Source organism: Pseudomonas sp. CM25, from assembly GCF_013179705.1.
Classification (GTDB): domain Bacteria; phylum Pseudomonadota; class Gammaproteobacteria; order Pseudomonadales; family Pseudomonadaceae; genus Aquipseudomonas.
This window is the reverse complement of record NZ_JABMCW010000057.1, coordinates 1-23,008: the sequence shown is the minus strand read 5'-3', so window position 1 is coordinate 23,008 and position 23,008 is coordinate 1. Positions and strand designations below refer to the sequence as shown.

Sequence of the window (23,008 nt, the reverse complement as noted above, 5' to 3'; positions counted from 1 at the left end):
TGGGAGTTGGCTTGCCGGCGACAGGGCCGGTGAAAGCTAGCCAGTCAGCGCGGCTTGCAGTTGGTAATCAGGGTGCCCACGCCGCTGTCGGTGAAGATCTCCAGCAGCACAGCATTCGGCACGCGGCCGTCGATGATGTGCGAGCTGTTGACGCCGCCCTGCACCGCATCCAGCGCGCATTTGATCTTCGGCAGCATGCCGCCGTAGATAGTGCCGTCGGCGATCAGTTCGTTGACCTGCTCGGTGGTCAGGCCGGTCAGTACCTGGCCCTGCTTGTCCATCAGGCCGGCGATGTTGGTCAGCAGCATCAGTTTCTCGGCCTTCAGCGCCTCGGCCACCTTGCCTGCGACCAGGTCGGCGTTGATGTTGTACGACTCACCGTTGGCACCTACGCCAATTGGTGCGATCACCGGGATGAAGTCGCCCTTCACCAGCATGTTCAGCAGGTCGGTGTTCACGCTGACCACTTCGCCTACATGGCCGATGTCGATGATTTCCGGGGTGGTCATTTCGGGGGTCTGGCGGCTGACGGTCAGCTTGCGGGCACGGATCAGCTCTGCGTCCTTGCCGGTCAGGCCGATGGCGCTGCCGCCGTGGCGGTTGATCAGGTTGACGATGTCCTTGTTGACCTGGCCACCCAGCACCATCTCGACCACGTCCATGGTCGCCGCATCGGTGACGCGCATGCCATCGATGAAGTGGCTTTCGATCGACAGGCGCTTGAGCAGGTCACCGATCTGCGGGCCACCACCGTGGACCACCACCGGGTTGATGCCCACTGCCTTCATCAGCACGATGTCGCGGGCGAAGCCGGTCTTGAGCTCCTCGCTTTCCATCGCGTTGCCGCCGTACTTGATCACCAGGGTCTTGCCGACAAAGCGGCGAATATAGGGCAGTGCTTCGGACAAAACCTCGGCTACATGGGCAGCGGCATCGCGATCGAGGGTCATGCAGGGCTCCTGTATGGAACAGATAGTCGGTCAGAACGGCAGTTGCATCTCAGGCTCAACCCGCAGCAACTGGGTACGGAAAACATCCTTGATACGTTGCAACTCGGCGTCGCTGTCGGCCTCGAAGCGCAGCACCAGCACCGGGGTGGTGTTGGAGGCGCGAACCAGGCCCCAGCCGTGGGTGTAGTCGACCCGCACACCATCGATGGTGGTCAGGCTGGCTTCGCCCCAGTCAGCGTCGCGTTGCAGTGCATCAATGATGCTGAATTTACCCTCGTCGGTCACATCAATATTGATTTCCGGCGTGGAAATATCGTTCGGGAAGGCGGCGAACAGGTCTTCGGCGCTCTGGCCAGCCTTGCTGAGGATCTCCAGCAGACGTGCGGCGCTGTAGATGCCATCGTCAAAACCGTACCAGCGTTCCTTGATGAAGATGTGACCGCTCATCTCGCCGGCCAGCAGCGAACCGGTCTGCTTCATCTTCTTCTTGATCAGCGAGTGGCCGGTCTTCCACATCAGCGCGCGGCCGCCATGCTGCTCGATCAGCGGGGTCAGGCGACGGGTGCATTTGACGTCGAAGATGATCTCGGCGCCGGGGTTACGTGCCAGCACGTCCTGGGCAAACAGCATCAGCAGGCGGTCGGGATAGACGATGCTGCCGGTGTTGGTCACCACGCCGACGCGGTCGCCGTCGCCGTCGAAGGCCAGGCCGATATCGGCGCCGGTTTCCTTGACCTTGGCGATCAGGTCTTCGAGGTTTTCCGGCTTGCCGGGGTCCGGGTGGTGGTTGGGGAAGTTGCCGTCGACTTCGCAGAACAACGGAATCACTTCGCAGCCCAGGGCTTCGATCAGCTGCGGTGCAATCACCCCGGCAGCGCCGTTGCCGCAGTCGACCACCACCTTGAGCTTCTTCGCCAGCTTCACGTCGCCGACGATCTGCTGGAAGTAGCGCTCAAGGATCCCGACCTTCTCCACGCGGCCTGCGGCCAGGGTCAGGTCGTTGGTTTTCAGGCGGGTCAGCAGGGCCTGGATCTGTTCGTTGGCCAGGGTGTCGCCGGCAATGACGATCTTGAAGCCGTTGTAGTCCGAAGGGTTGTGGCTACCGGTCAGCATCACCCCGGACTTGCCGGCCAGCACGTTGGCGGCATAGTACAAGGCTGGGGTGGGGACCAGGCCCACGTCGCTGACCTGGCAACCGGCGTCGACCAGGCCCTTGATCAACTGTTCCACCAACATCGGGCCGGAGAGGCGGCCATCGCGGCCAACCGAAACCTGCGGTTCGCCCTGGGCCAGGCTTTGCGCGCCGATGGCGCGGCCGATCCAGTAGGCGGTTTCGGCGTGAAGGGTCTTGCCGACCACGCCGCGGATGTCATACGCGCGGAAAATGCTGTCTGGCAATGCGGCGGGGACCAGGTGGGCCATGTCGTTCATCTCTGGAAAACTCCATTAGTCAAAGGCTTTCTGGGCAGGCGCAAACTGAACGCTTGGACGGTGGTTTTGCCAGAGAGTTCGCCATCCGTGGCCTGAACGGTCTGTTGTCGGCTCAGTGGCTGCCGGAGTGACCGAAGCCGCCAGCGCCACGCTGGCTCTCGTCAAAGGCTTGGACGATGTCGAAGTGCGCCTGCACCACCGGGACCAGTACCAGCTGGGCGATGCGCTCGCCAACGGCGATGGTGAACGGGGTGTTGCCGCGGTTCCAGCACGACACCATCAGCTCGCCCTGGTAGTCCGAGTCGATCAGGCCGACCAGGTTGCCCAGCACGATGCCGTGCTTATGGCCCAGGCCCGAGCGCGGCAGGATCATCGCCGCCAGGCCCGGGTCGCCGATGTAGATCGACAGGCCGGTAGGGATCAGCAAGGTCTGGCCCGGCTCGAGAACGGTGTCCTCCTTGAGCAGGGCGCGCAGGTCCAGGCCGGCGGAGCCGGGGGTGGCGTACGTCGGCAGAGGGAAGTCGGTACCCAGGCGTGGGTCGAGGATCTTGGCTTGAAGAGCGTGCATGTAACTTATTGAACCTGATTGAGCCGTTCGGCGATGAAGGCGACCAGTTGTCGGGCGATCTTGCCTTTGCTGGTCTGCGCGAAGAGGGTTTGGTGCTGCTGGCGGTCGATCACGGTCAAGGCGTTTTCTTCGCTGTTGAAGCCGATGCTGGGGTTGGCCACATCGTTGGCGACGATCAGGTCGAGGTTCTTGTCCTTGAGCTTGCGCGTGGCGTAATCGAGCAGGTGTTCGGTTTCGGCGGCAAAGCCGACGCTGAACGGGCGGTCGGCACGGCCAGCAATGGTGGCAAGGATATCGGGATTGCGCACCATCTGCAGCAGCATGCCGTCGCCGGTCGTAGGATCTTTCTTCAGTTTTTGTGTGGCAACGACTTCAGGGCGGTAGTCCGCAACCGCAGCCGAGGCAATGAACAGGTCGCACGGCATGGCCGCCTCGCAGGCCGCGAGCATGTCCCGCGCGCTGACCACGTCGATGCGGCTGACCCGGTCGGGGGTTGGCAGGTGCACAGGGCCCGTGACGAGGGTTACCCGAGCCCCGGCTTCGGCAGCCGCTTCGGCCAGGGCGAAGCCCATCTTGCCGGAGCTATGATTGGTGATGTAGCGCACCGGGTCGATGTTTTCCTGGGTCGGGCCGGCGGTAATCAGCACGTGCTTGCCGGTGAGTGCCTGGCGCTTGAAGCTTTCTGCGGCGCACCAGGCCAGGTCGGTGGCCTCAAGCATGCGGCCCAGGCCCACGTCGCCACAGGCCTGGCTGCCGGAGGCCGGGCCGAACACCTGGATGCCACGGCTCTTGAGCAGCTCGAGGTTGGCCTGGGTGGCCGGGTCGCGCCACATGGCCTGGTTCATGGCCGGGGCCACGGCGACGGTAGCATCGGTGGCCAGCACCAGCGTGGTCAGCAAGTCGTCGGCCATGCCCTGTGCCATGCGCGCCATCAGGTCGGCGGTAGCCGGGGCGATCAGCACCAGGTCGGCCCACTTGGCCAGTTCGATATGGCCCATGGCCGCTTCGGCGGCAGGGTCGAGCAGATCCATGTGCACCGGGTGGCCCGAGAGCGCCTGCAGGGTCAGCGGGGTGATGAACTCGGCACCCCCACGGGTCATGACGACGCGCACTTGCGCGCCGTGCTCGAGTAGACGGCGAATCAGTTCGGCGCTTTTGTAGGCGGCAATGCCGCCCCCCACGCCGAGAACGATGCGCTTGCGATACAGCCGCTGCATAGGCTTGCCTTTTTCCAGTGAGAGCGGGCGGCGACGTTTGAAAATGCCTGCGGCAGAACGTCGCATGTACGAGGCGAAATAGATTAACACAGGGCCGAAACGGGCCGCAGCATGGGCAGAGGGGCGGGATGAATATCAGGGACTGGCCGGCTGAAGAGCGGCCGAGGGAGAAGTTGTTGCAGCGAGGGGCTGCCGTGCTGTCGGATGCAGAGTTGCTGGCGGTGCTGCTGGGCTCGGGAGTAGCCGGGCGTAACGTGCTGGACCTCGCGCGGGGGCTGCTGGTGCGCTTTGGTGGCCTCAGGCAGTTTCTTGAGGCTGATCGTGAAGCCGTGCTGTGCGAGCCGGGTATTGGCGTCGTGAAATACGCACAGCTGCAGGCGCTGTTGGAGATTGGCCGGCGGTACCTGGATGCAAGCATCGAGCGCGCAGCAGTGCTTGATGGCCCGTGGGCGGTGCGGCGCTATCTGAAGGCGATGCTACGGCATGAGGCCAGCGAAGTATTCGGTTGCCTGTTTCTGGACACCAAGCACAGGCCGCTGGCCTTCGAGGTCTTGTTCAGGGGCACCATAGACCGGGCCAGTGTCTACCCGCGAGAAGTTGTGAGGCGGGCGTTGCAGCATAACGCCGCAGCTTTGATCCTGTGTCACAACCATCCTTCGGGCAACAGTGAGCCGAGCCAGGATGATGTGCACCTGACCCTGTCGTTGAAGCGGGGGTTGGCGTTGATCGATGTGCGGGTGCTGGATCACATCATCATTGGTGACGGGGAACCATTGTCGATGGTTGAGCAGGGGTGGATTGTGGCCTGAGGCGGGTCAATAGGGTCAGGGCTGCCGGGCGCCTGTCTTGAGATGTCTGGCGCCTGGGAGATCGAGCGCCGCCCGCGGCGGCGCATCGCGGATAAATCCGCTCCTACATCTGTTGCAACGTGCCGAACCTGTTACGCCATAGTTGCCAGCCCTGACGCATGACTTGAGACCCGCAAGCCGGCTGACAACCATGGCCTCACAGGCATGGCCACGTTGCAACAAATGTAGGAGCGGATTTATCCGCGATGCGCCGCGCGGGCGGCGCTCGATTTCACAGGCGCCACACCCCTCAAGGCAGGCGCCCCTAACTCACTTGGTCACCGAAACCTTACTGAAGTTCAGCCGCCCGAACGGGCTCACCTGATATCCCTCGACCCCCTGGCGCAGCAGCGTCGCCGCCGTTGGATGCGCCAGTGGCACCCACAGCGCCTGCTGCTGGATCAAGGTCTGCGCCTGCTGATACAGCCGGCTGCGCACGCTCTGGTCATTGGTGGTGCGCCCGGCGCTGATCAGCTGGTCCAGGCGGTTGTCGCAGAAGCGTGCGAAGTTGGTCCCCGACTCCACCGCCGCACAGGAAAACTGCGGGCTGAGGAAGTTGTCCGGGTCGCCATTGTCGCCCGCCCAGCCCATGAACAACAGGTCATGCTCGCCCGCCTTGGCACGGCGGATCAGCTCGCCCCATTCGATCACGCGGATCTCCGCTTTCACGCCGATCTTGGCCAGGTCGGCCTGCAGCATCTGTGCACCCAGGCTTGGGTTGGGGTTCAGCAGGCTACCCGACGGACGGGTCCAGATAGTGGTGCTGAAGCCTTCTGCCAGGCCAGCCTTGGTCAGCAGGGCCTTGGCTTTTTTCAGGTCCAGTGGGTAGCCGGGCAGATCCTTGGCGTAGCTCCAGGTATTGGGCGGGTAGGGCCCGTTGGCGGCCACCGCAGAGTCTTCGAATACCGCCTTGAGGTAGGCCTGCTTGTCGAAGGCCAGGTTGATCGCCTGGCGCACTTCCGGCTTGTCCAGCGGCGGGTGCTGGCTGTTGATGGCGACGAAGGCGGTCATGAACGCCGGGGTGGTGGCGACCTTGAGGTTGCCATCCTTGCCGGCCTCGGCAATGTCCAGCGGCTTTGGCGACAGGGCCACCTGGCACTCGCCACGCTTGAGCTTCTGCAGGCGCACGTTGGCATCGGTGGTGATGGCGAAGATCAGTGGGTCGACCGCCGGCTTGCCGCCGAAGTAGTCCGGGTTGGCGCGATAGCGCACCACGGCGTCTTTCTGGAAGCGCTGGAACACGAACGGACCGGTGCCGATCGGCTGGCTGTTGAGCTTCTCGGGCGTGCCGGCCTTGAGCAGCTTGTCGGCGTATTCGGCGGAATAGATCGAGGCGAAGCCCATGCTCAGGGTGGCCAGGAACGTGGCGTCGGGGTGGCTGAGGGTGAAGCGCACGGTGTTCGGTGCCGGGGCCTCGATCGCCTTGATCAGGCTGGCCAGCTGCAGCGACTGGGCATGCGGGTAGCCGCCTGGGGCGCTCTTGTGCCAGGCGTGGGCGGGGTAGAGCATGCGCTGGAAACTGAACAGCACATCGTCGGCATTCATTTCGCGGCCGGGCTTGAACCAGGCAGTGGTGTGGAACTTCACGCCATCGCGCAGGGTGAAGTCATAGACCAGGCCATCGGCCGATACTGTCCAGCTAGCCGCCAGGCTCGGTACGACCTTGCCTTGCGCCGCATCGAACTCCACCAGGCGGTTCATCAACACATCGGCCGTGGCGTTGGTGGTGGTCAGCGAGTTGTACTGAACCACATCGAAGCCTTCCGGGCTGGCCTCGCTGCAGACGCTCAGCGGGGCAGCCTGAGCAACGCCGGCGGCGAACAGGGTGCCCGCAGCGAACAGGGAGTTGAAAAACAAGGAAAGGGCGGCAGCACGCATAGTGGCTCCTTGGCTGTCAGTGGCCCATCTGCCAGTGCAGTCTGGAAAAGGCCTACCCTAGTGCGCCCGCCGGTAAATGACCACACCCTTTTTTACAAATCTCGCGACGAGCGGTCGACGGCTGGCGGGGCCTGCCGCTATGCTGGCCCGGCGCGTTCTGGCTTGCAGCAATGTGCATCTACAGTTGTTGCAGCCAAGTCTTTCTGGTATAAAGCAGCGCTCTTTTCTAGGGGCTCGGCCTGTCGCATAAGCGGATCCGGTCGATAAGACCTCCAGAATCACGGCGCCCTGGCGCCAAAGACTGAGAGATTAAGCGGCCAACCCATGCCGGGTTGGGCATGTGGTTTTAGAGGGCTGAGTCATGTCGAGAGTCTGTCAAGTTACTGGTAAGGGTCCAGTAACCGGGAACAACATTTCCCACGCAAACAACAAAACCCGTCGTCGTTTCCTGCCGAACCTGCAGCACCACCGTTTCTGGGTTGAATCCGAGAAGCGTTTCGTGCGTCTGCGCGTTTCCGCCAAAGGCATGCGTATCATCGACAAGCGCGGTATCGACGCCGTTCTGGTCGACCTCCGCAAAGCTGGCACCAAGGTTTAAGGGAGAGCATCATGCGTGAATTGATCCGTCTGGTTTCGAGTGCCGGTACCGGCCACTTCTACACCACCGACAAGAACAAGCGCACCACCCCGGACAAAATCGAGATCAAGAAATACGATCCGGTTGTTCGCAAGCACGTGGTGTACAAGGAAGCCAAGATCAAGTAATTGATCGGCGACCTGAAAAAAACCCGCATCCGTAAGGACGCGGGTTTTTTTATGTCTACAGCCGGCTCAGTTGAAGTCGAAGCCCTGGATCAGCAGGTCGGCGCCGGCCTTGATCTGGATGCGTTCAACGTCGTACTCGCGGGTGCATATCTCATTGGGGCCAACCACCCGCTTGCGGCCGGTGAGGGTGCAGATGGTGTCCTTCAGTTCTGGCGCGTACCGGGTGCCGATCAGGTGGGCGAGGGTTTGCAGGGCTTCTTCGTTGGTCATGGTGATCTTCCTGTTGAAGTTGCGTGGCCCGACATGGGCAGGGCCATGCTCACGCACGCCAGCTGGCTTGCTGCGCTAAATAGTTATTTCTGTTCAAACATCACATAGATCTTGCGGCAAGGCTCCAGCACCTCCCAGGTGCCCTTGAACCCGGCCGGGATGACAAACCGATCACCGGCACGCAGGGTTTTCGCCCCGCCATCCTGGTCGCGCAGCACCGAAACACCCTGGACGATCTCGCAGTACTCGTGCTCGGTGTAGTTCACTGTCCACTGGCCCACCTCACCTTCCCACACACCGGCGGCAAACTGCCCGCAAGGGCTGGAGTAGTGGTTGTAGACCGCCTGGTCCGGTTCGCCCTTGAGGATTTTTTCCGCCGCCGGCCGGTAGCGTTCGGCTTCGGTGATGACCTGTGCGAAGTCGATGATGCTGGCGATACTCATGGTGCGGCTCCTGTTGTTGTTTAATAAAATGAACATCAGTAGGCTTTTGAGCCTTCCGTGTCAAATATATTGATAGTTTACAGCGGCTGGTTTAGGGTATCGCTTGCCAGTGTGCGCTCGTCGCCCGGCCAGAATTTCGACAACGCCTGTGAGTCCTCAGTGCGGCGTTGCACCTAAACAAGAGGAGGAGTTTCGTATGACCACCCTGACCCGTGCGGACTGGGAACAACGTGCCCAGCAACTGAAGATCGAAGGCCGTGCCTTCATCAACGGCGAATACACCGATGCCGCATCCGGTGAAACCTTCGAGTGCCTGAGCCCGGTCGACGGACGCTTCCTGGCCAAGGTTGCCAGCTGCGACCTGGCCGATGCCAACCGCGCTGTGGAAAACGCCCGTGCCACCTTCAATGCCGGCGTCTGGTCGCAACTGGCCCCGGCCAAGCGCAAGGCCAAGCTGATCCGCTTCGCCGACCTGCTGCGCAAAAACGTAGAAGAGCTGGCGCTGCTGGAAACCCTGGACATGGGCAAGCCGATCGGCGACTCCTCCAGCATCGACGTACCGGGTGCGGCCCAGGCCATCCACTGGACTGCCGAAGCCATCGACAAGGTCTACGACGAAGTCGCCCCGACCCCGCACGACCAGCTTGGCCTGGTAACCCGCGAAGCGGTGGGTGTGGTTGGCGCCATCGTACCGTGGAACTTCCCGCTGCTGATGGCCTGCTGGAAGCTCGGCCCGGCGCTGGCCACCGGTAATTCGGTGGTGCTCAAGCCGTCCGAAAAATCGCCGCTGACCGCCATTCGCATTGCCCAGCTGGCCATCGAAGCCGGTATCCCGGCTGGCGTGCTGAACGTGCTGCCAGGCTACGGCCACACCGTGGGCAAGGCCCTGGCCCTGCACATGGACGTCGACACCCTGGTGTTCACCGGTTCGACCAAGATCGCCAAGCAGCTGATGGTCTACGCGGGCGAATCGAACATGAAGCGCATCTGGCTGGAAGCTGGCGGCAAGAGCCCGAACATCGTCTTCGCCGACGCCCCGGACCTGCAAGCTGCCGCCGAGGCTGCTGCCAGCGCCATCGCCTTCAACCAGGGCGAAGTGTGCACCGCAGGCTCGCGCCTGCTGGTCGAGCGTTCGATCAAGGACAAGTTCCTGCCTATGGTGATCGAAGCCCTCAAAGGCTGGAAGCCAGGCAACCCGCTGGACCCACAGACCACTGTCGGTGCCCTGGTCGACACCCAGCAAATGAACACTGTGCTGTCCTACATCGATGCGGGTCACAAGGACGGCGCCAAGCTGGTCGCCGGTGGCAAGCGCACCCTGGAAGAGACTGGCGGTACCTACGTCGAGCCGACCATCTTCGACGGCGTGACCAACGCCATGAAGATCGCCCAGGAAGAAATCTTCGGACCGGTGCTGTCGGTGATCGCCTTCGACACCGCCGAAGAGGCCGTGGCCATTGCCAACGACACGCCGTATGGCCTGGCGGCGGGCATCTGGACGTCGGACATTTCCAAGGCCCACAAGACCGCCCGCGCCGTGCGCGCCGGCAGCGTCTGGGTGAACCAGTACGACGGCGGCGACATGACCGCACCGTTCGGTGGCTTCAAGCAGTCGGGCAACGGCCGTGACAAGTCGCTGCATGCGCTGGAAAAATACACCGAGCTGAAGGCAACCTGGATCAAGCTGTAATCCAGAGGTTGGGGCCGCCACGCGGCCCTAGCAATAGCCGGGTCGGCTCACGCTGCCCCGGCTTCGTTGTTTTTGCTGTTCAAGAATTTTGCAAGGGAGGCTGCAATGCGTTGGGGTACCTACTTCGCCGTACTGGCGTCCGTGCTCAGCGTCGGGCTGGCGCTCGGCGTCAGCATGCCGCTGGTGTCCCTGCGCCTGGAGGCCTGGGGCTATGGCAGCTTCGCCATCGGCGTGATGGCGGCGATGCCGGCGCTGGGCGTACTGGTAGGTGCCAGCCTGGCCAGCCGCCTGGCCGGCTGGGTCGGCGTGCCTGCGGCCATGCGCCTGTGCCTGTGGGGCGGGGCGCTGTCGATCGGCCTGGTCGCACTATTGCCCAGTTATCCGTTGTGGCTACTGTTGCGCCTGATGATCGGCATGTCGCTGACTGTGGTGTTCATCCTCGGCGAAAGCTGGATCAACCAGCTGGTGGTCGAGCGGTGGCGCGGCCGGCTGGTGGCGCTGTATGGCAGCAGCTACGCCCTCAGCCAGCTGGCCGGGCCGTTGGTGCTGGGCTTTCTCGGCTCTGACGATGACTTCGGCTTCTGGGCCGCAACCGGCCTGCTGCTGTTGGCGCCGCTGATACTTCTGAAGCGTGGCGGTGCACCCAGCACGGAAGCCTGCAATGTCACCTTCCGCGACCTGTTCGCCTTCTGCCGGCGGTTGCCGGTGATCGCCTGGGCCATCGCCCTGTTCGCCTCGTTCGAGGCGATGATCCTCACCTTGCTGCCGGTGTATTGCCTGCAGCAGGGCTTCACTACCGAAATCGCCTTGTTCATGGTCAGTACCGTGGTGGTGGGGGATGCGGTGCTGCAGCTGCCCATTGGCGCGCTGGCCGACCATATGTCGCGGCGTACCTTGTTCACCGGCTGTGCGGTAACCCTGCTGGTGTCCAGCCTGGCGATTCCGCTGTTGCTGCATACCCCGGCCATCTGGCCATTGTGGGTGTTGTTCGGCGCCAGTGCCGGGGGCTTGTTCACCTTGTCGCTGGTGCTGATCGGCGAGCGCTACCGCGATGATGCGCTGGTACGGGCCAATGCCCACGTGGCGCAGCTGTGGGGTATTGGCTGCCTGCTTGGGCCGTTGCTGGCGGGGGCGGGGAGCCAGTGGGTCAGCGGGCATGCGTTGCTGTTGCTGATGGCTGTCGGGGCTGGCGGGTTGGTGGTGCTTACCCAGCGGCGCGGGGCTTTTGAGCCGGCGTCTGCCTGAGGAATTTTGGGGCCGCTTTGCGGCCCATCCGACCGGTCCGGCGCCCCGGCAAGGCCGCTCCTACAGCATCTTTTCCAGGCCAACTGCCTTGCTGATCCACGCATTGAAGCGCCGCCAGAGCCCACCCGGCTCGGCTGTCAGCATGTGCCGCCGGCCATCGTCCTCGGTCGCCCATACCATCTTGTCCCCCACCAGCTTCACCTGGTAACTCAACGCTGGCGCCATACCCTGGATTGCCAGTTCACGGGTGTATTCCGCCAGCTCCGGGCTATCCACCAGTACGCCGACCTCGGTATTCCACAGCACCGAGCGCGGGTCGAAGTTGAATGAGCCAATGAAGGTCTTGCGCCGGTCGAAGACGATTGCCTTGCTGTGCAGGCTCGAGTCCGAGCTGCCCCGGAAGCTCAGGCGCCCGGCACTTGGGTCACCTGGCTGGCGACGCAGCTCGTACAACTGCACGCCATGCTCCAGCAGCGCGCGGCGGTAGGGCGCATAGCCGCCGTGCACCGCCGGCACGTCGGTGGCCTCCAGCGAGTTGGTCAGCAGCTTGACCGAAATGCCGGCGTCGGCACTGTGGGTCAGGTACAGCAGGCCGGATTCGCCAGGCACGAAGTACGCCGACACCAGAATCAGTTCGTGCTGCACATTGCCGAGGTCGGGGGCCAGCTGCTGGGTCAGCAGCAGGTGCGGGTCCGGTTCGTCGTCGGCCAGGACTTTGCTGGGCGCATCCCACAGGGCCTGGCTATGGGCCCAGATCAGCTCGTTGCGCCAGATATCCAGGCGAGGCTGCGACTGATAGGCCATCAGGCGGTCGTACAAGGCTTTACGCCTGGTACGTGCCTCGGCCAGGGATGTCTCCAGGCGATGGCGGCTGGCGCGCAGGTCGGCGGCGTCCGGCTGCCGCCAGAGAAAATCGCCGATGGGGCGGCTGAGGGCGCTGTTCCAGTATTGATCGAACCCATGTCCCAGCTGCTCGGCCACCGGGCCTACGCCGAGCAGGTCAATGTCGGTGAAATTGAGGTTGGGCTCGGCATCGAAATACTCGTCGCCCAGGTTACGCCCGCCAACGATCGCCATGCTGTTGTCCACCAGAAACAGCTTGTTGTGCATGCGCCGGTGCTGGCGCGACAGGTTGAACAGGCGGCCCACGGCGCGCGTCACGCCGGTGCTGCGGCCCAGATGCAGCGGGTTGAAGACGCGGATCTGGATGTTCGGGTGAGCGTCGAGGGTGCCCATGATGGTGTCCAGGCCGTCGCTGGTGGTGTCGTCGAGCAGAACGCGCACGCGTACCCCACGGTCGGCGGCGCGCAGCAGTTCATGGACCAGGGCGCGCGTGCTGAGGCCGTCGTGGACGATGTAGTACTGCAGGTCGATGCTGGCCTGGGCGTTGCGGATCAACTCGGCGCGGGCGCGGAATGCTTCGTTGCTGTTGGGCAGCAGGCGAAAGCCCGAGCGGCCGCCGTAGGGTGAGGCCTGGCGCAGCACCGAGCGACCGAAGGCCGAGTCATGGGCGGGCAGCGCCTGGCTGGTTTCGCGGGGTGGGCCGACGCTGGCGCAGCCGACAAGGCCGAGCAGCACCAGCAGGGGCAGGGCTCGCTGGAGTCTCAAGGGTGGATCGTCCTGTGCGGCGAAAGCTTGAAGGGTTGGACCGTGGTGGGCGGCGCAAAGTTACGCGCCGGCGCTATCTTCATCCAGTAGACGAAGGGCGGTTTCACCCACCTTGCGCACGGCAGCTTCGATCTGCGGCGTCGGCCGCGCGGCGAAGTTCATGCGCAGGCAGTGGCGGAACTTGCCCGAGGCCGAGAAGATGCTGCCGACGGCAACTTGCACGCCTTGCTCCAGTAAAGCCCGGTTCAGCCGTAGCGTGTCGAAATGTTCTGGTAATTCCACCCACAGCATGAAGCCGCCCTGGGGCCGGCTGACCCGCGTGCCCGCCGGGAAGTAGCGGGTTACCCAGTCGCTCATCTGGTCGCGGCCGCGCTGATACTGGCTGCGCATGCGGCGAACGTGGGGCTGGTAGTGCCCGCCGGCGATGAAGTCGGCGATGGCCAGTTGCGGTTGGCTGGCACTGCTGCCGGTGCTGATGTACTTCATGTGCAGCACCCGCTCAAGGTAGCGTCCGGGTGCCACCCAGCCCACCCTGAGCCCAGGGGCGAGGGTCTTGGAGAAAGAGCTGCAGAACAACACCCGGCCATCGTCGTCGAACGACTTGAGGGTGCGTGGGCGCGGGTAGGTGTAGGCCAGGTCGCCATACACATCGTCTTCCAGAATCGCCACATCGTAGCGTTGGGCCAGGCTCAGCAGGGCCTTCTTGCGCGCTTCGGGCATGATGTAGCCGAGCGGGTTGTTGCAGCTGGGGGTGATCTGGATGAGCTTGATCGGCCACTGCTCCAGGGCCAGCTCCAGGGCTTCCAGGCTGATGCCGGTGACCGGGTCGGTGGGGATTTCCAGCGCTTTCATGCCCAGGCCCTTCAGGGTTTGCATGGCGCCGTGGAAGCTGGGGGAGTCGACTGCAACAATGTCGCCTGGCTCGCACACTGCGCGAATGCTGCACGACAGCGCCTCATGGCACCCGGTGGTGATCACCAGGTCAGCCGGGCCGAGGCGGCAGCCGGAGTCGAGCATCAGCCGGGCCACCTGTTCGCGCAGGGCCAGGTTGCCATGGATGTTGTCGTAGTACAGGCCAGGCATGTCCTGGCGCCGACTCAACTGGGCGAGGCTGCGCAGCAGCGGCTTGAGGGTGGGGCTGTCGATATCGGGCATGCCCCGCCCGAGTTGCACCACATCCTTGCGCGGGGTGCTGCGGATCAGCTCCAGCACCTGTTCCCACTGTGAGATATCCACCGGGCGCTGGGCCGGACGGCTCACGGCTGGCAGGGCTGGCAGGTGGCGGTGGTCGCTGACGAAGTAGCCGGACTTGGGCCTTGGCGAGACCATGCCGCTGTCCTCAAGCGTGCGGTAGGCCTGCTGCACGGTGCTCAGGCTCACCCCGTGCTCTGTGCTGAGTGCGCGCAGGGATGGCAGCCGTTGCCCAGGGCGGTACAGGCCTTGTTCGATACGGGCACCCAGCAGCTCGGCAAGGTTCAGGTAGAGGGTCACGGCATACTCCTGCGCTGCAATGGCATAACGACCGGTACAGTTACCCTGAAAATACAGCATTCAGTCGGCCTACGGCCAATTCTGTATGGGAATAATAAGGCTGTATTGGATCTGTATTGCCGCTAGTGCCGACGCGCATGCTTTCTCCACGGTATCAACTGAATGGGAGAACGCAGCGATGAGTGGCATGAGCGATGTGCGCTTGCAACTGATGGCCAGGGAGCTGGAAGCCGGACAGCAGGCCAAGGTGTTCAACGCGCCGCAGGGGCTGGGGCGCTGGGGGCTGATGCTGCATCGCTGGCACACCCGCAGGGCGCTGCTGCAGTTGACTGATGACGAGTTGCGCGATGTCGGGCTGAGCTGGGAGCAGGCGCGGATCGAGGGGCGTAAACCCTTCTGGAAGGACTGATCTGGCAGAGGCTGCGCTCCTGCACAGACCGCGTTGCTTTCAGACCAGCTCTTTAAGACGATGCCAGAGCATCCCCAACGCCAACAGCGGCGAGCGCAGGTGCTGGCCGCCAGGGAAGGTGATGTGCGGCACTTTGGCAAACAGGTCGAAGCGCCCGCTCTCCTGGCCGCTGATAGCCTCGCCCAGCAGGCGCGCTGCCAGGTGAGTGGCGTTCAGCCCATGCCCGGCGTAGGCCTGGGCGTAATACACGTTCGGCTGGCTGGCCAGGCGGCCCACCTGCGGCAGACGGTTGGCACCAATGCCGATCATGCCCCCCCACTGGTATTCGATGCGCACGTCGGCCAATTGCGGGAAAACCTTGAGCATCTTGGGCCGCATGTACGCGGCGATGTCCTGCGGGTCACGGCCTGAATAATGGCAGGCACCGCCGAACAACAGGCGCTGGTCGGCGGAGAGACGGTAGTAGTCCAGCGCCACGCGCTGGTCGCACACGGCCATGTTCCGAGGCAAAAGCGAGTGGGCACGTTCTTCACCCAGCGGCTCGGTGGCGATGATGTAGCTGCCGGCTGGCAACACCTTGCCGCCCAGCTCGCGGTTGAGGTTGTTGAGATAGGCGTTGCAGCACAGCACCAGGTTTTTCGCACGCACCCGGCCCTGGGCGGTATGCACCTGTACTTCAGCGCCGTAGTCGATGCGGGTGACCTCGGACTGCTCGAACAGCTTCACCCCCAGGCGGCTGGCCACGGCCGCTTCACCCAGGGCGAGGTTGAGCGGGTGCAGGTGGCCGGAGCCCATGTCGACCAGCCCGCCGACATAGCAGTCGGCGCCGACCACGCTGTGGATATCGTCCTTGCCAACCAGGCGCAGCTCGTGCTGGTAGCCGAGGCTGCGCAGCTCTTCGGCATCCTCGGCAAAGCCCTGCAGTTCGGCGGGCTTGTTGGCCAGGTCGCAGTAGCCCCAGGTCAGGTCGCAGGCGATGGCATGCTTTTCGACCCGCTCGCGGACGATCTGCACCGCCTCCAGGCCCATGAGCTTCAAGCTGCGCACACCGTCCTCGCCGATTACCGGCAGGAACTGCTCCAGGCCATGGCCGACGCCGCGGATCAGCTGCCCGCCATTGCGCCCGCTGGCGCCCCAGCCGAGTTTGCGTGCTTCCAGCAAGATCACCGAAAAGCCGCGCTCGGCCAGCTCGATGGCAGTGTTCAGACCCGAGTAGCCGCCGCCGACGATGCATACGTCCGCTGAGTGGTCGCCTTGCAGGAATGAATGGTCAGGGTGTGGCGCGCTGCTGGCGGCGTAATACGAGGCGGCGTGCTGCGCGCTATGGATCATGGGCTGTGTCCTGGGGCTGGTGGGCTAGGGGAGGAGGATAAGCCGGGGCTCCGGGGCGGGCAACCGGCCTCAAGTCTGGTGCGGTCAATTGTAGGAGCGGCCTTGGGTCGCGAAAGGGCCGCAGAGCGGCCCCGGCAATATCAGTGGCGAAGCTGAGGCACTGGGGGCGCTGCGCACCCCTTTCGCGACACAAGGCCGCTCCTGCACGAAGCCGGAGCGCCTATAATCCGGCAAGTCATCAACGTTGAACTCAGCCATGTCCTGCAACCGCCACAAAATCCACTTCCTGCGCGAACTCATCCCCTCGTTCGAGTGCGAGCCCGGCTGCCACGATTGCTGCGGCCCGGTCACCACCTCGACGGAAGAAATGGCCCGCCTGCCGCGCAAGTCCCAGGCCGAACAGGACGCTGCCATGGAGCGCCTGGACTGCGTGCACCTGGGCCCCGACGGCTGCACGGTGTACGAAGAGCGCCCGATGATCTGCCGCCTGTTTGGCACCACGCCGCGCATGGCCTGCCCACGTGGCCGTGGCCCGCAACCGATGATCGAGCCCGCCGCCGAGCAGCTCGTCCACCAGTTCATCGCCACCACCCGGCAGGTGCTGGTCTAGCCTCAGTCCGGGATCGGCAGGCAGAGGCTCTCCTTCACTTCTTCCATCACGATGTAGCTCTTCGACTCGCGCACGTGCGGCAGCTTCAGCAGGATGTCGCCGAGCAGCTTGCGGTAAGACGCCATCTCCGAAATACGCGCTTTCACCAGGTAGTCAAAGTCACCTGACACAAGGTGGCACTCCAGTACATGGGGCAGTTTCAATACCGCCCGGCGGAACTCCTCGAAGGTATCGCCCGACTTGTAGTCCAGGCTTATTTCGACGAACACCAGCAGGCTGCCCTTGAGGTGCTGCGGGTTCAGGCGAGCGTTGTAGCCCATGATGATGCCCTCGCGTTCCAGGCGGCGAACCCGCTCGGTGCAAGGCGTGGTGGAAAGCCCAACTTTCTCGCCCAGTTCGGTGAAGGAAATCCGCCCGTCATTCTGCAGGATACGCAGGATGTTACGGTCGATCTTGTCCAGTTCACGCTTGCTCTGGTGCTGGGTTCTCATAGGGGATGCCCCTCCGTGAAAGGCGATTTTGCCGAGAATTCTCGCCAATAATAGGCTTTTATATAGTGAATTGCACTGGCTTCGAATTTTTATACTGCGCCCATTCATGCCATATCAATAAAAGTCTGCGGCGTGCCGCGTATGAGGGATAAAACGATGCGAGTTCTGGTACTTGGTAGCGGTGTAATCGGAACCGCCAGTGCCTACTACCTGGCCCGGCAAGGTTTCGAAGTGACGGTGGTCGACCGCCAGCCGGCGGTGGCCATGGAAACCAGCTTTGCCAACGCTGGCCAGATCTCGCCCGGCTATGCCTCGCCTTGGGCCGCCCCAGGCGTGCCGCTGAAGGCCATCAAGTGGCTGCTCGAGCGCCACGCCCCGTTGGCCATCAAGCTCACCGGCGACGTCGACCAGTACCTGTGGATGGCGCAGATGCTGCGCAACTGCACCGCCAGCCGTTATGCGGTGAACAAGGAGCGCATGGTGCGCTTGTCCGAGTACAGCCGTGACTGCCTCGACGAGCTGCGCGCCGAAACCGGCATCGCCTACGAAAACCGCAGCCTGGGTACTACCCAGCTGTTCCGCACCCAGGCCCAGGTGGATGCTGCAGCCAAGGACATCGCCGTGCTCGAGCAGTCCGGCGTGCCTTACGAGCTGCTGGACCGTGATGGTATTGCCCGCGTCGAACCCGCCCTGGCGGGTGTGAAAGACATCCTGGCCGGTGCCCTGCGCCTGCCTAATGACCAGACCGGCGACTGCCAGCTGTTCACCAACAAGCTCGCCGAAATGGCGCTGAACCTGGGCGTGGAGTTCCGCTTCGGCCAGGACATCCAGCGCCTGGACTTTGCAGGCGATCGCATCAATGGCGTGTGGATTGACGGCAAGCTGGAAACCGCCGACCGCTACGTGCTGGCACTGGGCAGCTACTCGCCGCAGATGCTCAAGCCGTTGGGCATCAAGGCCCCGGTATATCCGTTGAAGGGCTACTCGCTGACCGTGCCGATCACCAACGCCGACATGGCCCCGACCTCGACCATTCTCGACGAAACCTACAAGGTCGCGATCACCCGTTTCGACAACCGCATTCGCGTCGGTGGCATGGCTGAAATCGCCGGTTTTGACCTGTCGCTGAACCCGCGTCGGCGCGAAACGCTGGAGATGATCGTCAACGACCTTTATCCTCGCGGGGGTGATCTGAGCCAGGCCAGCTTCTGGACCGGCCTGCGCCCGGCAACGCCGGATGGCACGCCGATCGTTGGCGCCACGGCGTTCCGCAACCTGTTCCTGAACACCGGTCACGGGACCCTGGGCTGGACCATGGCGTGCGGCTCCGGTCGCCTGCTGGCCGACCTGATTGCGCGCAAGAAGCCGCAGATCAGTGCCGAAGGCCTGGATATTTCCCGTTATGGCAACAGCCGGGAAGCGGCCGGCCACGGGCAGACTGCGCCGGCTCACCAGCAGTAAGATCGCCTGTACCGGCCGCTTCGCGGCTAAAGCCGCTCCCACAGGATTGCCAAACCTTGGCATTGTGCGGTCCCTGTGGGAGCGGGTTCACCCGCGAAGAACCCAGCATCGTTTTCAACCCGAACCACCATAAGGCAGCCGCCATGCGTCCCGCCCGCGCCCTGATCGACCTCCAGGCCTTGCGCCACAACTACCGTCTGGCCCGTGAACTCACCGGTGCCAAAGCCCTCGCCGTGATCAAGGCCGACGCCTATGGCCACGGCGCCGTGCGTTGCGCCCTCGCGCTGGAGGCCGAAGCCGACGGTTTCGCCGTGGCCTGCATCGAAGAAGCGCTGGAGCTGCGCGCCGCCGGTATCAAGGCCCCAGTGCTGCTGCTGGAAGGCTTTTTCGAAGCCAGCGAACTGGCCCTGATCGCCGAGCACGACCTTTGGTGCGTGGTGCACTCGCTGTGGCAACTGGAAGCCATTGAACACGCCCAGCTGCACAAGCCAATCACCGTCTGGCTCAAACTGGACAGCGGCATGCACCGCGTCGGCCTGCACCCCAAGGATTACCACGACGCCTATCAGCGCCTGCTGGCCAGCGGCAAGGTTTCACGCATCGTGCTGATGAGCCACTTCGCCCGCGCCGATGAGCTGGATCCCGACGCCACGGCCCAGCAGATCGCCGTATTCGAAGCCGCCCGCCAGGGCCTGGCCGCCGAGTGCAGCCTGCGCAACTCGCCCGGCGTGCTGGGCTGGCCGCAGGCACCCAGCGACTGGGTACGGCCAGGCCTGATGCTGTACGGCGCCACGCCATTCGAAGTGGCGCAGGCGCAAGCCCAACGCCTGCAACCGGTAATGACCCTGCAATCACGGGTGATCAGCGTGCGTGAGTTGCCCACCGGTGAGCCGGTAGGCTATGGCGCCAGGTTCGTCAGCCCGCGCCCGACCCGCGTTGGCGTGGTCGCCATGGGCTACGCCGACGGCTACCCCCGCCAGGCGCCCAATGGCACCCCGGTGCTGGTGGCCGGCCAGCGCACCCAGCTGATTGGCCGGGTGTCGATGGACATGCTCAGCATCGACCTGACCGATGTGCCGCAAGCGACTGTCGGCAGCCCGGTAGAGCTTTGGGGCAAGCAGGTGCTGGCCAGTGAGGTGGCGGCGCACGCCGGCACCATCCCCTACCAGATCTTCTGCAACCTGAAGCGGGTACCGCGGGACTACTGCGGCGAATGACACGCTGAAGCGGACAGGATGAAGGGCGGTGTGTTGTAAATACTGAACGGCATTGCCATGATATCGTTCACATCCACCCCCCTTACCACCGTTTCAGGAGGCTCCAGCTTTGGACGTCGGCGAACGACTGCAAGCCATCCGCAAGCTCAAGGGCCTGTCCCAGCGCGAACTCGCCAAACGTGCCGGCGTGACCAACAGCACCATCTCGATGATCGAGAAGAACAGCGTGAGCCCCTCGATCAGCTCGCTGCGCAAGGTGCTGAGCGGCATTCCCATGTCCATGGTCGAGTTCTTCTCGGTCGAGCTGGAATCCGAACGCCCCGCGCAGATCGTCTACAAGGCCCATGAGCTGATCGATATCTCCGACGGTGCGGTGACCATGAAGCTGGTCGGCAAGTCGCACCCCAACCGTGCCATTGCCTTTCTCACCGAGGTGTACCCGCCAGGTGCCGACACCGGCGCCGAAATGCTCACCCATGACGGCGAAGAGACCGGCATTCTGCTTGAGGGACGGCTGGAACTGGTGGTCGGTACCGAGTTATTCATCCTTGAAGAGGGCGACAGCTACTACTTTGAAAGCACCCGCCCGCACCGCTTTCGCAACCCGTTCGACCAGCCCGCGCGGCTGATCAGTGCGGCGACCCCTTCAAACTTTTGATCCAGCGCAGTGCATTGATTCGGCAATACCCCTTTCCCGTGTAGGGTCGTTTCACGGCCTCTGGGTTCCCGCTATACTTTTCAACGCTCGCCGATCCGTGGCCGCGAGCGTGATTAGCCACCATGAGGGTGTACGCGTGAACCAAATCAAGAAGATGCTGGCCGTACCAGCAGCCGTATTCGCCCTCTGGGCAATGAGTGCAACCGCTGCGACCAATGACGACATCGCCAAACGCCTGGAACCGGTTGGCCAGGTGTGTGTCCAGGGCCAGGAATGCAAAGGCATGGAAGTAGCTGCAGCAGCCGCTGGCGGCGCTGCGAAAACGCCGGACGATATCATCGCCAAGCACTGCAATGCCTGCCATGGCAGCGGCCTGCTCGGCGCGCCGAAGATTGGCGATACCGCCGCGTGGAAGGAACGCGCCGACCACCAGGGCGGGCTCGATGGCATCCTCGCCAAGGCCATTACCGGTATCAACGCCATGCCGCCGAAAGGCACTTGCGCAGACTGCTCGGATGACGACCTGAAGGCGGCGATCCAGAAAATGTCCGGGCTGTGAGTGACAGCTGAATTGTGTGAAGCCCGCCATCGATGGCGGGTTTTGTTTTTGTGCTGCCTGTGCCGGCCGCTTCGCGGCTAACGCCGCGAAAGGGCCAGTACAGGCAACCAACCCTTTGAGCTCATGTCCAACCCCTGAACCCACGGATGACTCAGGAGGCCCAGATGCATCTCTGCTCCCTCGACCAAGCCGTCGAGCAAGTCCTGTCACAGCTGCCAGCCCACATCCACATGGGCCTGCCGCTGGGCCTGGGCAAGCCCAACGCCTTCGTCAATGCCCTGTACGCTCGCGTGCGCGAGCTGCCTGAGCGGCGCCTGACCATCTACACAGCGCTGTCCCTGGGCCGCCCGCCACTGGGTGATGGCCTGCAACGGCGCTTTCTCGAACCCTTCGTCGAGCGTGTCTTCGCCGACTATGAAGAGCTCAGCTACCTCGCCGACCTGCGCAACGACACCTTGCCGGCAAACATTCGTGTCGAACAGTTCTTCATGCAGCCCGGCAGCCTGCTGCACAGCGAATCGGCCCAGCAGGACTACGTCAGCAGCAACTACAGCCATGCCGCCCGCGACATCAACGGCAAAGGCCTGAACCTGGTCGCGCAACTGGTGGCTGCCAGTCCCGAAAAGCCTGTGCATCTGAGCCTGGCCTGCAACCCCGACATCACCCTCGACTTGTTGCCGATGATCGCCAAGCGCCGTGTGGCCGGCGAAACCATCCTCATGCTGGGCCAGGTGCACGCCGAGCTGCCCTACATGCCGGGCGACGCCGAGCTGCCCATCGACAGCTTCGACCTGCTGATCGATGAAGCGGAGCAACGCCGCCTGTTCTCCACACCGAACATGCCGGTCAGCACCCAGGACCATTGCATTGGCCTGCACGCCAGCAGCCTGGTGCGCGACGGCGGTACCCTGCAGATCGGTATCGGCGCCATGGGCGACGCCGTTGCCGCTGCACTGCTGGCGCGCCAGGGTGACAACGCGGGCTACCGTGCGCTACTCGATGCGCTGGATGTCGGGCCGTGGCAGGCGCTGATCGAGCGGGAAGGGGGCCTTGACGCCTTCGCCCAGGGCCTGTACGGCTGCAGCGAAATGTTCGTCAATGGCCTGTTGGTGCTGGCCGAGGCAGGGCTGTTACGGCGCCCGGCGGATGAGCAGGGCCCGTTGTTGCATGGCGGCTTTTTCCTTGGTCCTGGTGCGTTCTACCAGCGCTTGAGGGATATGCCGCTCGAACAGCGGGCGCGTTTTGCCATGACCCGTATCAGCTTCATCAACGAACTGTACGGGCAGGAAGAACTCAAGCGCCGTCAGCGCCGCGATGCGCGCTTCATCAACACCGTGTTTGGCATGACCCTGCTCGGCGCCGGCGTGGCGGACCAGCTGGAAGATGGCCGGGTGCTCAGTGGCGTAGGTGGGCAGTACAACTTCGTCGCCCAAGGCCATGCGCTGGAGGGCGGGCGCTCGATCCTGTTGTTGCGCAGCTGGCGCGAGGCGGGTGGAGAGGTCAGTTCAAACCTGTTCTGGAGCTATGGCCACTGCACCATCCCCCGGCACCTGCGCGACATTGTGGTGACCGAATACGGCATCGCCGATTTGCGCGGGCAGACCGACAGCGAAGTGATTGCGCGGTTGCTGGCGGTGAGTGATTCGCGCTTCCAGGACGCGCTGATCGAACAGGCGAAGAAGGCCGGCAAACTGGCCCGGGATTTCCAGCTGGAGCCGCGCTTTACCGATAACACACCGCAGCGGCTGGAGGCGATCAGGGCGCAGCATGCGCGGCTGTTCCCGGAGTATCCGCTGGGCACGGACTTCACGACTGAAGAGCGGGACTTGTTGCGGGCGCTGAACTGGTTGAAGAGCAAGTTCAAGCT

General features: G+C 63.6%; 22 protein-coding genes and 1 pseudogene. 12 read left to right on the top strand and 11 right to left on the bottom strand.

Going from position 1 to position 23,008, the window contains the following annotated elements:
• Positions 1-44: 44 nt before the first annotated feature.
• The 4 genes and pseudogenes from argB to coaBC all read right to left on the bottom strand — a co-directional run bounded on the left by argB (position 45) and on the right by coaBC (position 4,166).
• Positions 45-950, bottom strand: a complete 906-nt coding sequence (gene argB / locus HP546_RS09055; protein ID WP_172223136.1) for an acetylglutamate kinase — start codon at positions 948-950, stop codon at positions 45-47.
• Between the two features lie 30 nt (positions 951-980).
• Positions 981-2,348, bottom strand: a pseudogene (locus HP546_RS09050) (phosphomannomutase/phosphoglucomutase); the annotation flags it as partial.
• Between the two features lie 145 nt (positions 2,349-2,493).
• Positions 2,494-2,949, bottom strand: coding sequence for a dUTP diphosphatase (gene dut, locus HP546_RS09045; protein WP_172223130.1), 456 nt, complete (start codon positions 2,947-2,949; stop codon positions 2,494-2,496).
• A gap of 5 nt (positions 2,950-2,954) precedes the next feature.
• Entirely contained in the window at positions 2,955-4,166 is a 1,212-nt protein-coding gene (coaBC, locus tag HP546_RS09040) for a bifunctional phosphopantothenoylcysteine decarboxylase/phosphopantothenate--cysteine ligase CoaBC (RefSeq protein WP_003253409.1), read from the bottom strand.
• 128 nt (positions 4,167-4,294) lie between these two features.
• Here coaBC and radC point away from each other — a divergent pair, with 128 nt between their 5' ends.
• Positions 4,295-4,975: a DNA repair protein RadC gene (gene radC / locus HP546_RS09035; protein ID WP_172223127.1), complete on the top strand. Its 681-nt coding sequence runs from the start codon at positions 4,295-4,297 to the stop codon at positions 4,973-4,975.
• 309 nt (positions 4,976-5,284) lie between these two features.
• Here the strand turns inward: radC and HP546_RS09030 are convergent, their stop codons facing one another.
• Positions 5,285-6,892: an ABC transporter substrate-binding protein gene (locus HP546_RS09030; RefSeq protein ID WP_172223123.1), complete on the bottom strand. Its 1,608-nt coding sequence runs from the start codon at positions 6,890-6,892 to the stop codon at positions 5,285-5,287.
• Positions 6,893-7,253: 361 nt separating this feature from the next.
• Here HP546_RS09030 and rpmB point away from each other — a divergent pair, with 361 nt between their 5' ends.
• The gene (rpmB, locus tag HP546_RS09025; protein WP_172223119.1) at positions 7,254-7,490 is read left to right on the top strand and encodes a 50S ribosomal protein L28; all 237 of its coding nucleotides are present in this window, start codon (positions 7,254-7,256) and stop codon (positions 7,488-7,490) included.
• 11 nt (positions 7,491-7,501) lie between these two features.
• Entirely contained in the window at positions 7,502-7,657 is a 156-nt protein-coding gene (rpmG, locus tag HP546_RS09020; protein ID WP_003253507.1) for a 50S ribosomal protein L33, read from the top strand.
• A gap of 66 nt (positions 7,658-7,723) precedes the next feature.
• Here rpmG and HP546_RS09015 read toward each other — a convergent pair whose 3' ends face one another.
• The gene (locus HP546_RS09015; protein WP_172223115.1) at positions 7,724-7,927 is read right to left on the bottom strand and encodes a hypothetical protein; all 204 of its coding nucleotides are present in this window, start codon (positions 7,925-7,927) and stop codon (positions 7,724-7,726) included.
• 83 nt (positions 7,928-8,010) lie between these two features.
• Positions 8,011-8,370 (bottom strand): cupin domain-containing protein, encoded by a 360-nt coding sequence (locus HP546_RS09010; RefSeq protein ID WP_112249410.1) that lies wholly within the window; start codon positions 8,368-8,370, stop codon positions 8,011-8,013.
• A 196-nt stretch (positions 8,371-8,566) separates the two neighbouring features.
• Between HP546_RS09010 and HP546_RS09005 the strand changes: the two genes are divergently transcribed.
• The gene (locus HP546_RS09005) at positions 8,567-10,060 is read left to right on the top strand and encodes an aldehyde dehydrogenase (protein ID WP_172223110.1); all 1,494 of its coding nucleotides are present in this window, start codon (positions 8,567-8,569) and stop codon (positions 10,058-10,060) included.
• Between the two features lie 105 nt (positions 10,061-10,165).
• Positions 10,166-11,305, top strand: a complete 1,140-nt coding sequence (locus HP546_RS09000) for an MFS transporter (protein ID WP_172223105.1) — start codon at positions 10,166-10,168, stop codon at positions 11,303-11,305.
• 60 nt (positions 11,306-11,365) lie between these two features.
• Here HP546_RS09000 and HP546_RS08995 read toward each other — a convergent pair whose 3' ends face one another.
• Positions 11,366-12,913, bottom strand: a complete 1,548-nt coding sequence (locus HP546_RS08995; protein WP_172223100.1) for a phospholipase D family protein — start codon at positions 12,911-12,913, stop codon at positions 11,366-11,368.
• A 60-nt stretch (positions 12,914-12,973) separates the two neighbouring features.
• Complete coding sequence (locus HP546_RS08990) at positions 12,974-14,404, bottom strand: PLP-dependent aminotransferase family protein (RefSeq protein ID WP_172223096.1); 1,431 nt, start codon at positions 14,402-14,404, stop codon at positions 12,974-12,976.
• A 178-nt stretch (positions 14,405-14,582) separates the two neighbouring features.
• Between HP546_RS08990 and HP546_RS08985 the strand changes: the two genes are divergently transcribed.
• On the top strand, positions 14,583-14,813 hold the full coding sequence (locus HP546_RS08985) for a DUF1127 domain-containing protein (RefSeq protein ID WP_172223092.1): 231 nt from the start codon (positions 14,583-14,585) through the stop codon (positions 14,811-14,813).
• Positions 14,814-14,852: 39 nt separating this feature from the next.
• Here HP546_RS08985 and HP546_RS08980 read toward each other — a convergent pair whose 3' ends face one another.
• Positions 14,853-16,145 (bottom strand): FAD-binding oxidoreductase, encoded by a 1,293-nt coding sequence (locus tag HP546_RS08980; RefSeq protein WP_172223088.1) that lies wholly within the window; start codon positions 16,143-16,145, stop codon positions 14,853-14,855.
• A 256-nt stretch (positions 16,146-16,401) separates the two neighbouring features.
• On the opposite strand from HP546_RS08980, the gene HP546_RS08975 reads away from it, so the two are divergent.
• Positions 16,402-16,755, top strand: coding sequence for a YkgJ family cysteine cluster protein (locus HP546_RS08975; protein WP_172223084.1), 354 nt, complete (start codon positions 16,402-16,404; stop codon positions 16,753-16,755).
• Positions 16,756-16,757: 2 nt separating this feature from the next.
• On the opposite strand, the gene dadR is transcribed toward HP546_RS08975, so the two are convergent.
• Positions 16,758-17,246, bottom strand: a complete 489-nt coding sequence (dadR, locus tag HP546_RS08970) for a transcriptional regulator DadR (RefSeq protein WP_003258963.1) — start codon at positions 17,244-17,246, stop codon at positions 16,758-16,760.
• Between the two features lie 156 nt (positions 17,247-17,402).
• Here dadR and dadA point away from each other — a divergent pair, with 156 nt between their 5' ends.
• The 5 genes from dadA to HP546_RS08945 all read left to right on the top strand — a co-directional run.
• Positions 17,403-18,707, top strand: coding sequence for a D-amino acid dehydrogenase (gene dadA, locus HP546_RS08965; RefSeq protein ID WP_172223080.1), 1,305 nt, complete (start codon positions 17,403-17,405; stop codon positions 18,705-18,707).
• A gap of 143 nt (positions 18,708-18,850) precedes the next feature.
• Entirely contained in the window at positions 18,851-19,924 is a 1,074-nt protein-coding gene (gene alr / locus HP546_RS08960; RefSeq protein WP_172223076.1) for an alanine racemase, read from the top strand.
• Positions 19,925-20,033: 109 nt separating this feature from the next.
• On the top strand, positions 20,034-20,582 hold the full coding sequence (locus tag HP546_RS08955; RefSeq protein ID WP_172223072.1) for a cupin domain-containing protein: 549 nt from the start codon (positions 20,034-20,036) through the stop codon (positions 20,580-20,582).
• A gap of 136 nt (positions 20,583-20,718) precedes the next feature.
• Positions 20,719-21,141 carry a c-type cytochrome gene (locus HP546_RS08950; RefSeq protein WP_172223069.1) on the top strand — a complete coding sequence of 141 codons (423 nt, stop codon included), beginning with the start codon at positions 20,719-20,721 and terminating at the stop codon, positions 21,139-21,141.
• 164 nt (positions 21,142-21,305) lie between these two features.
• On the top strand, positions 21,306-23,008 hold a 1,703-nt coding region (locus HP546_RS08945; protein ID WP_172223066.1), incomplete at its 3' end, for an acetyl-CoA hydrolase/transferase family protein.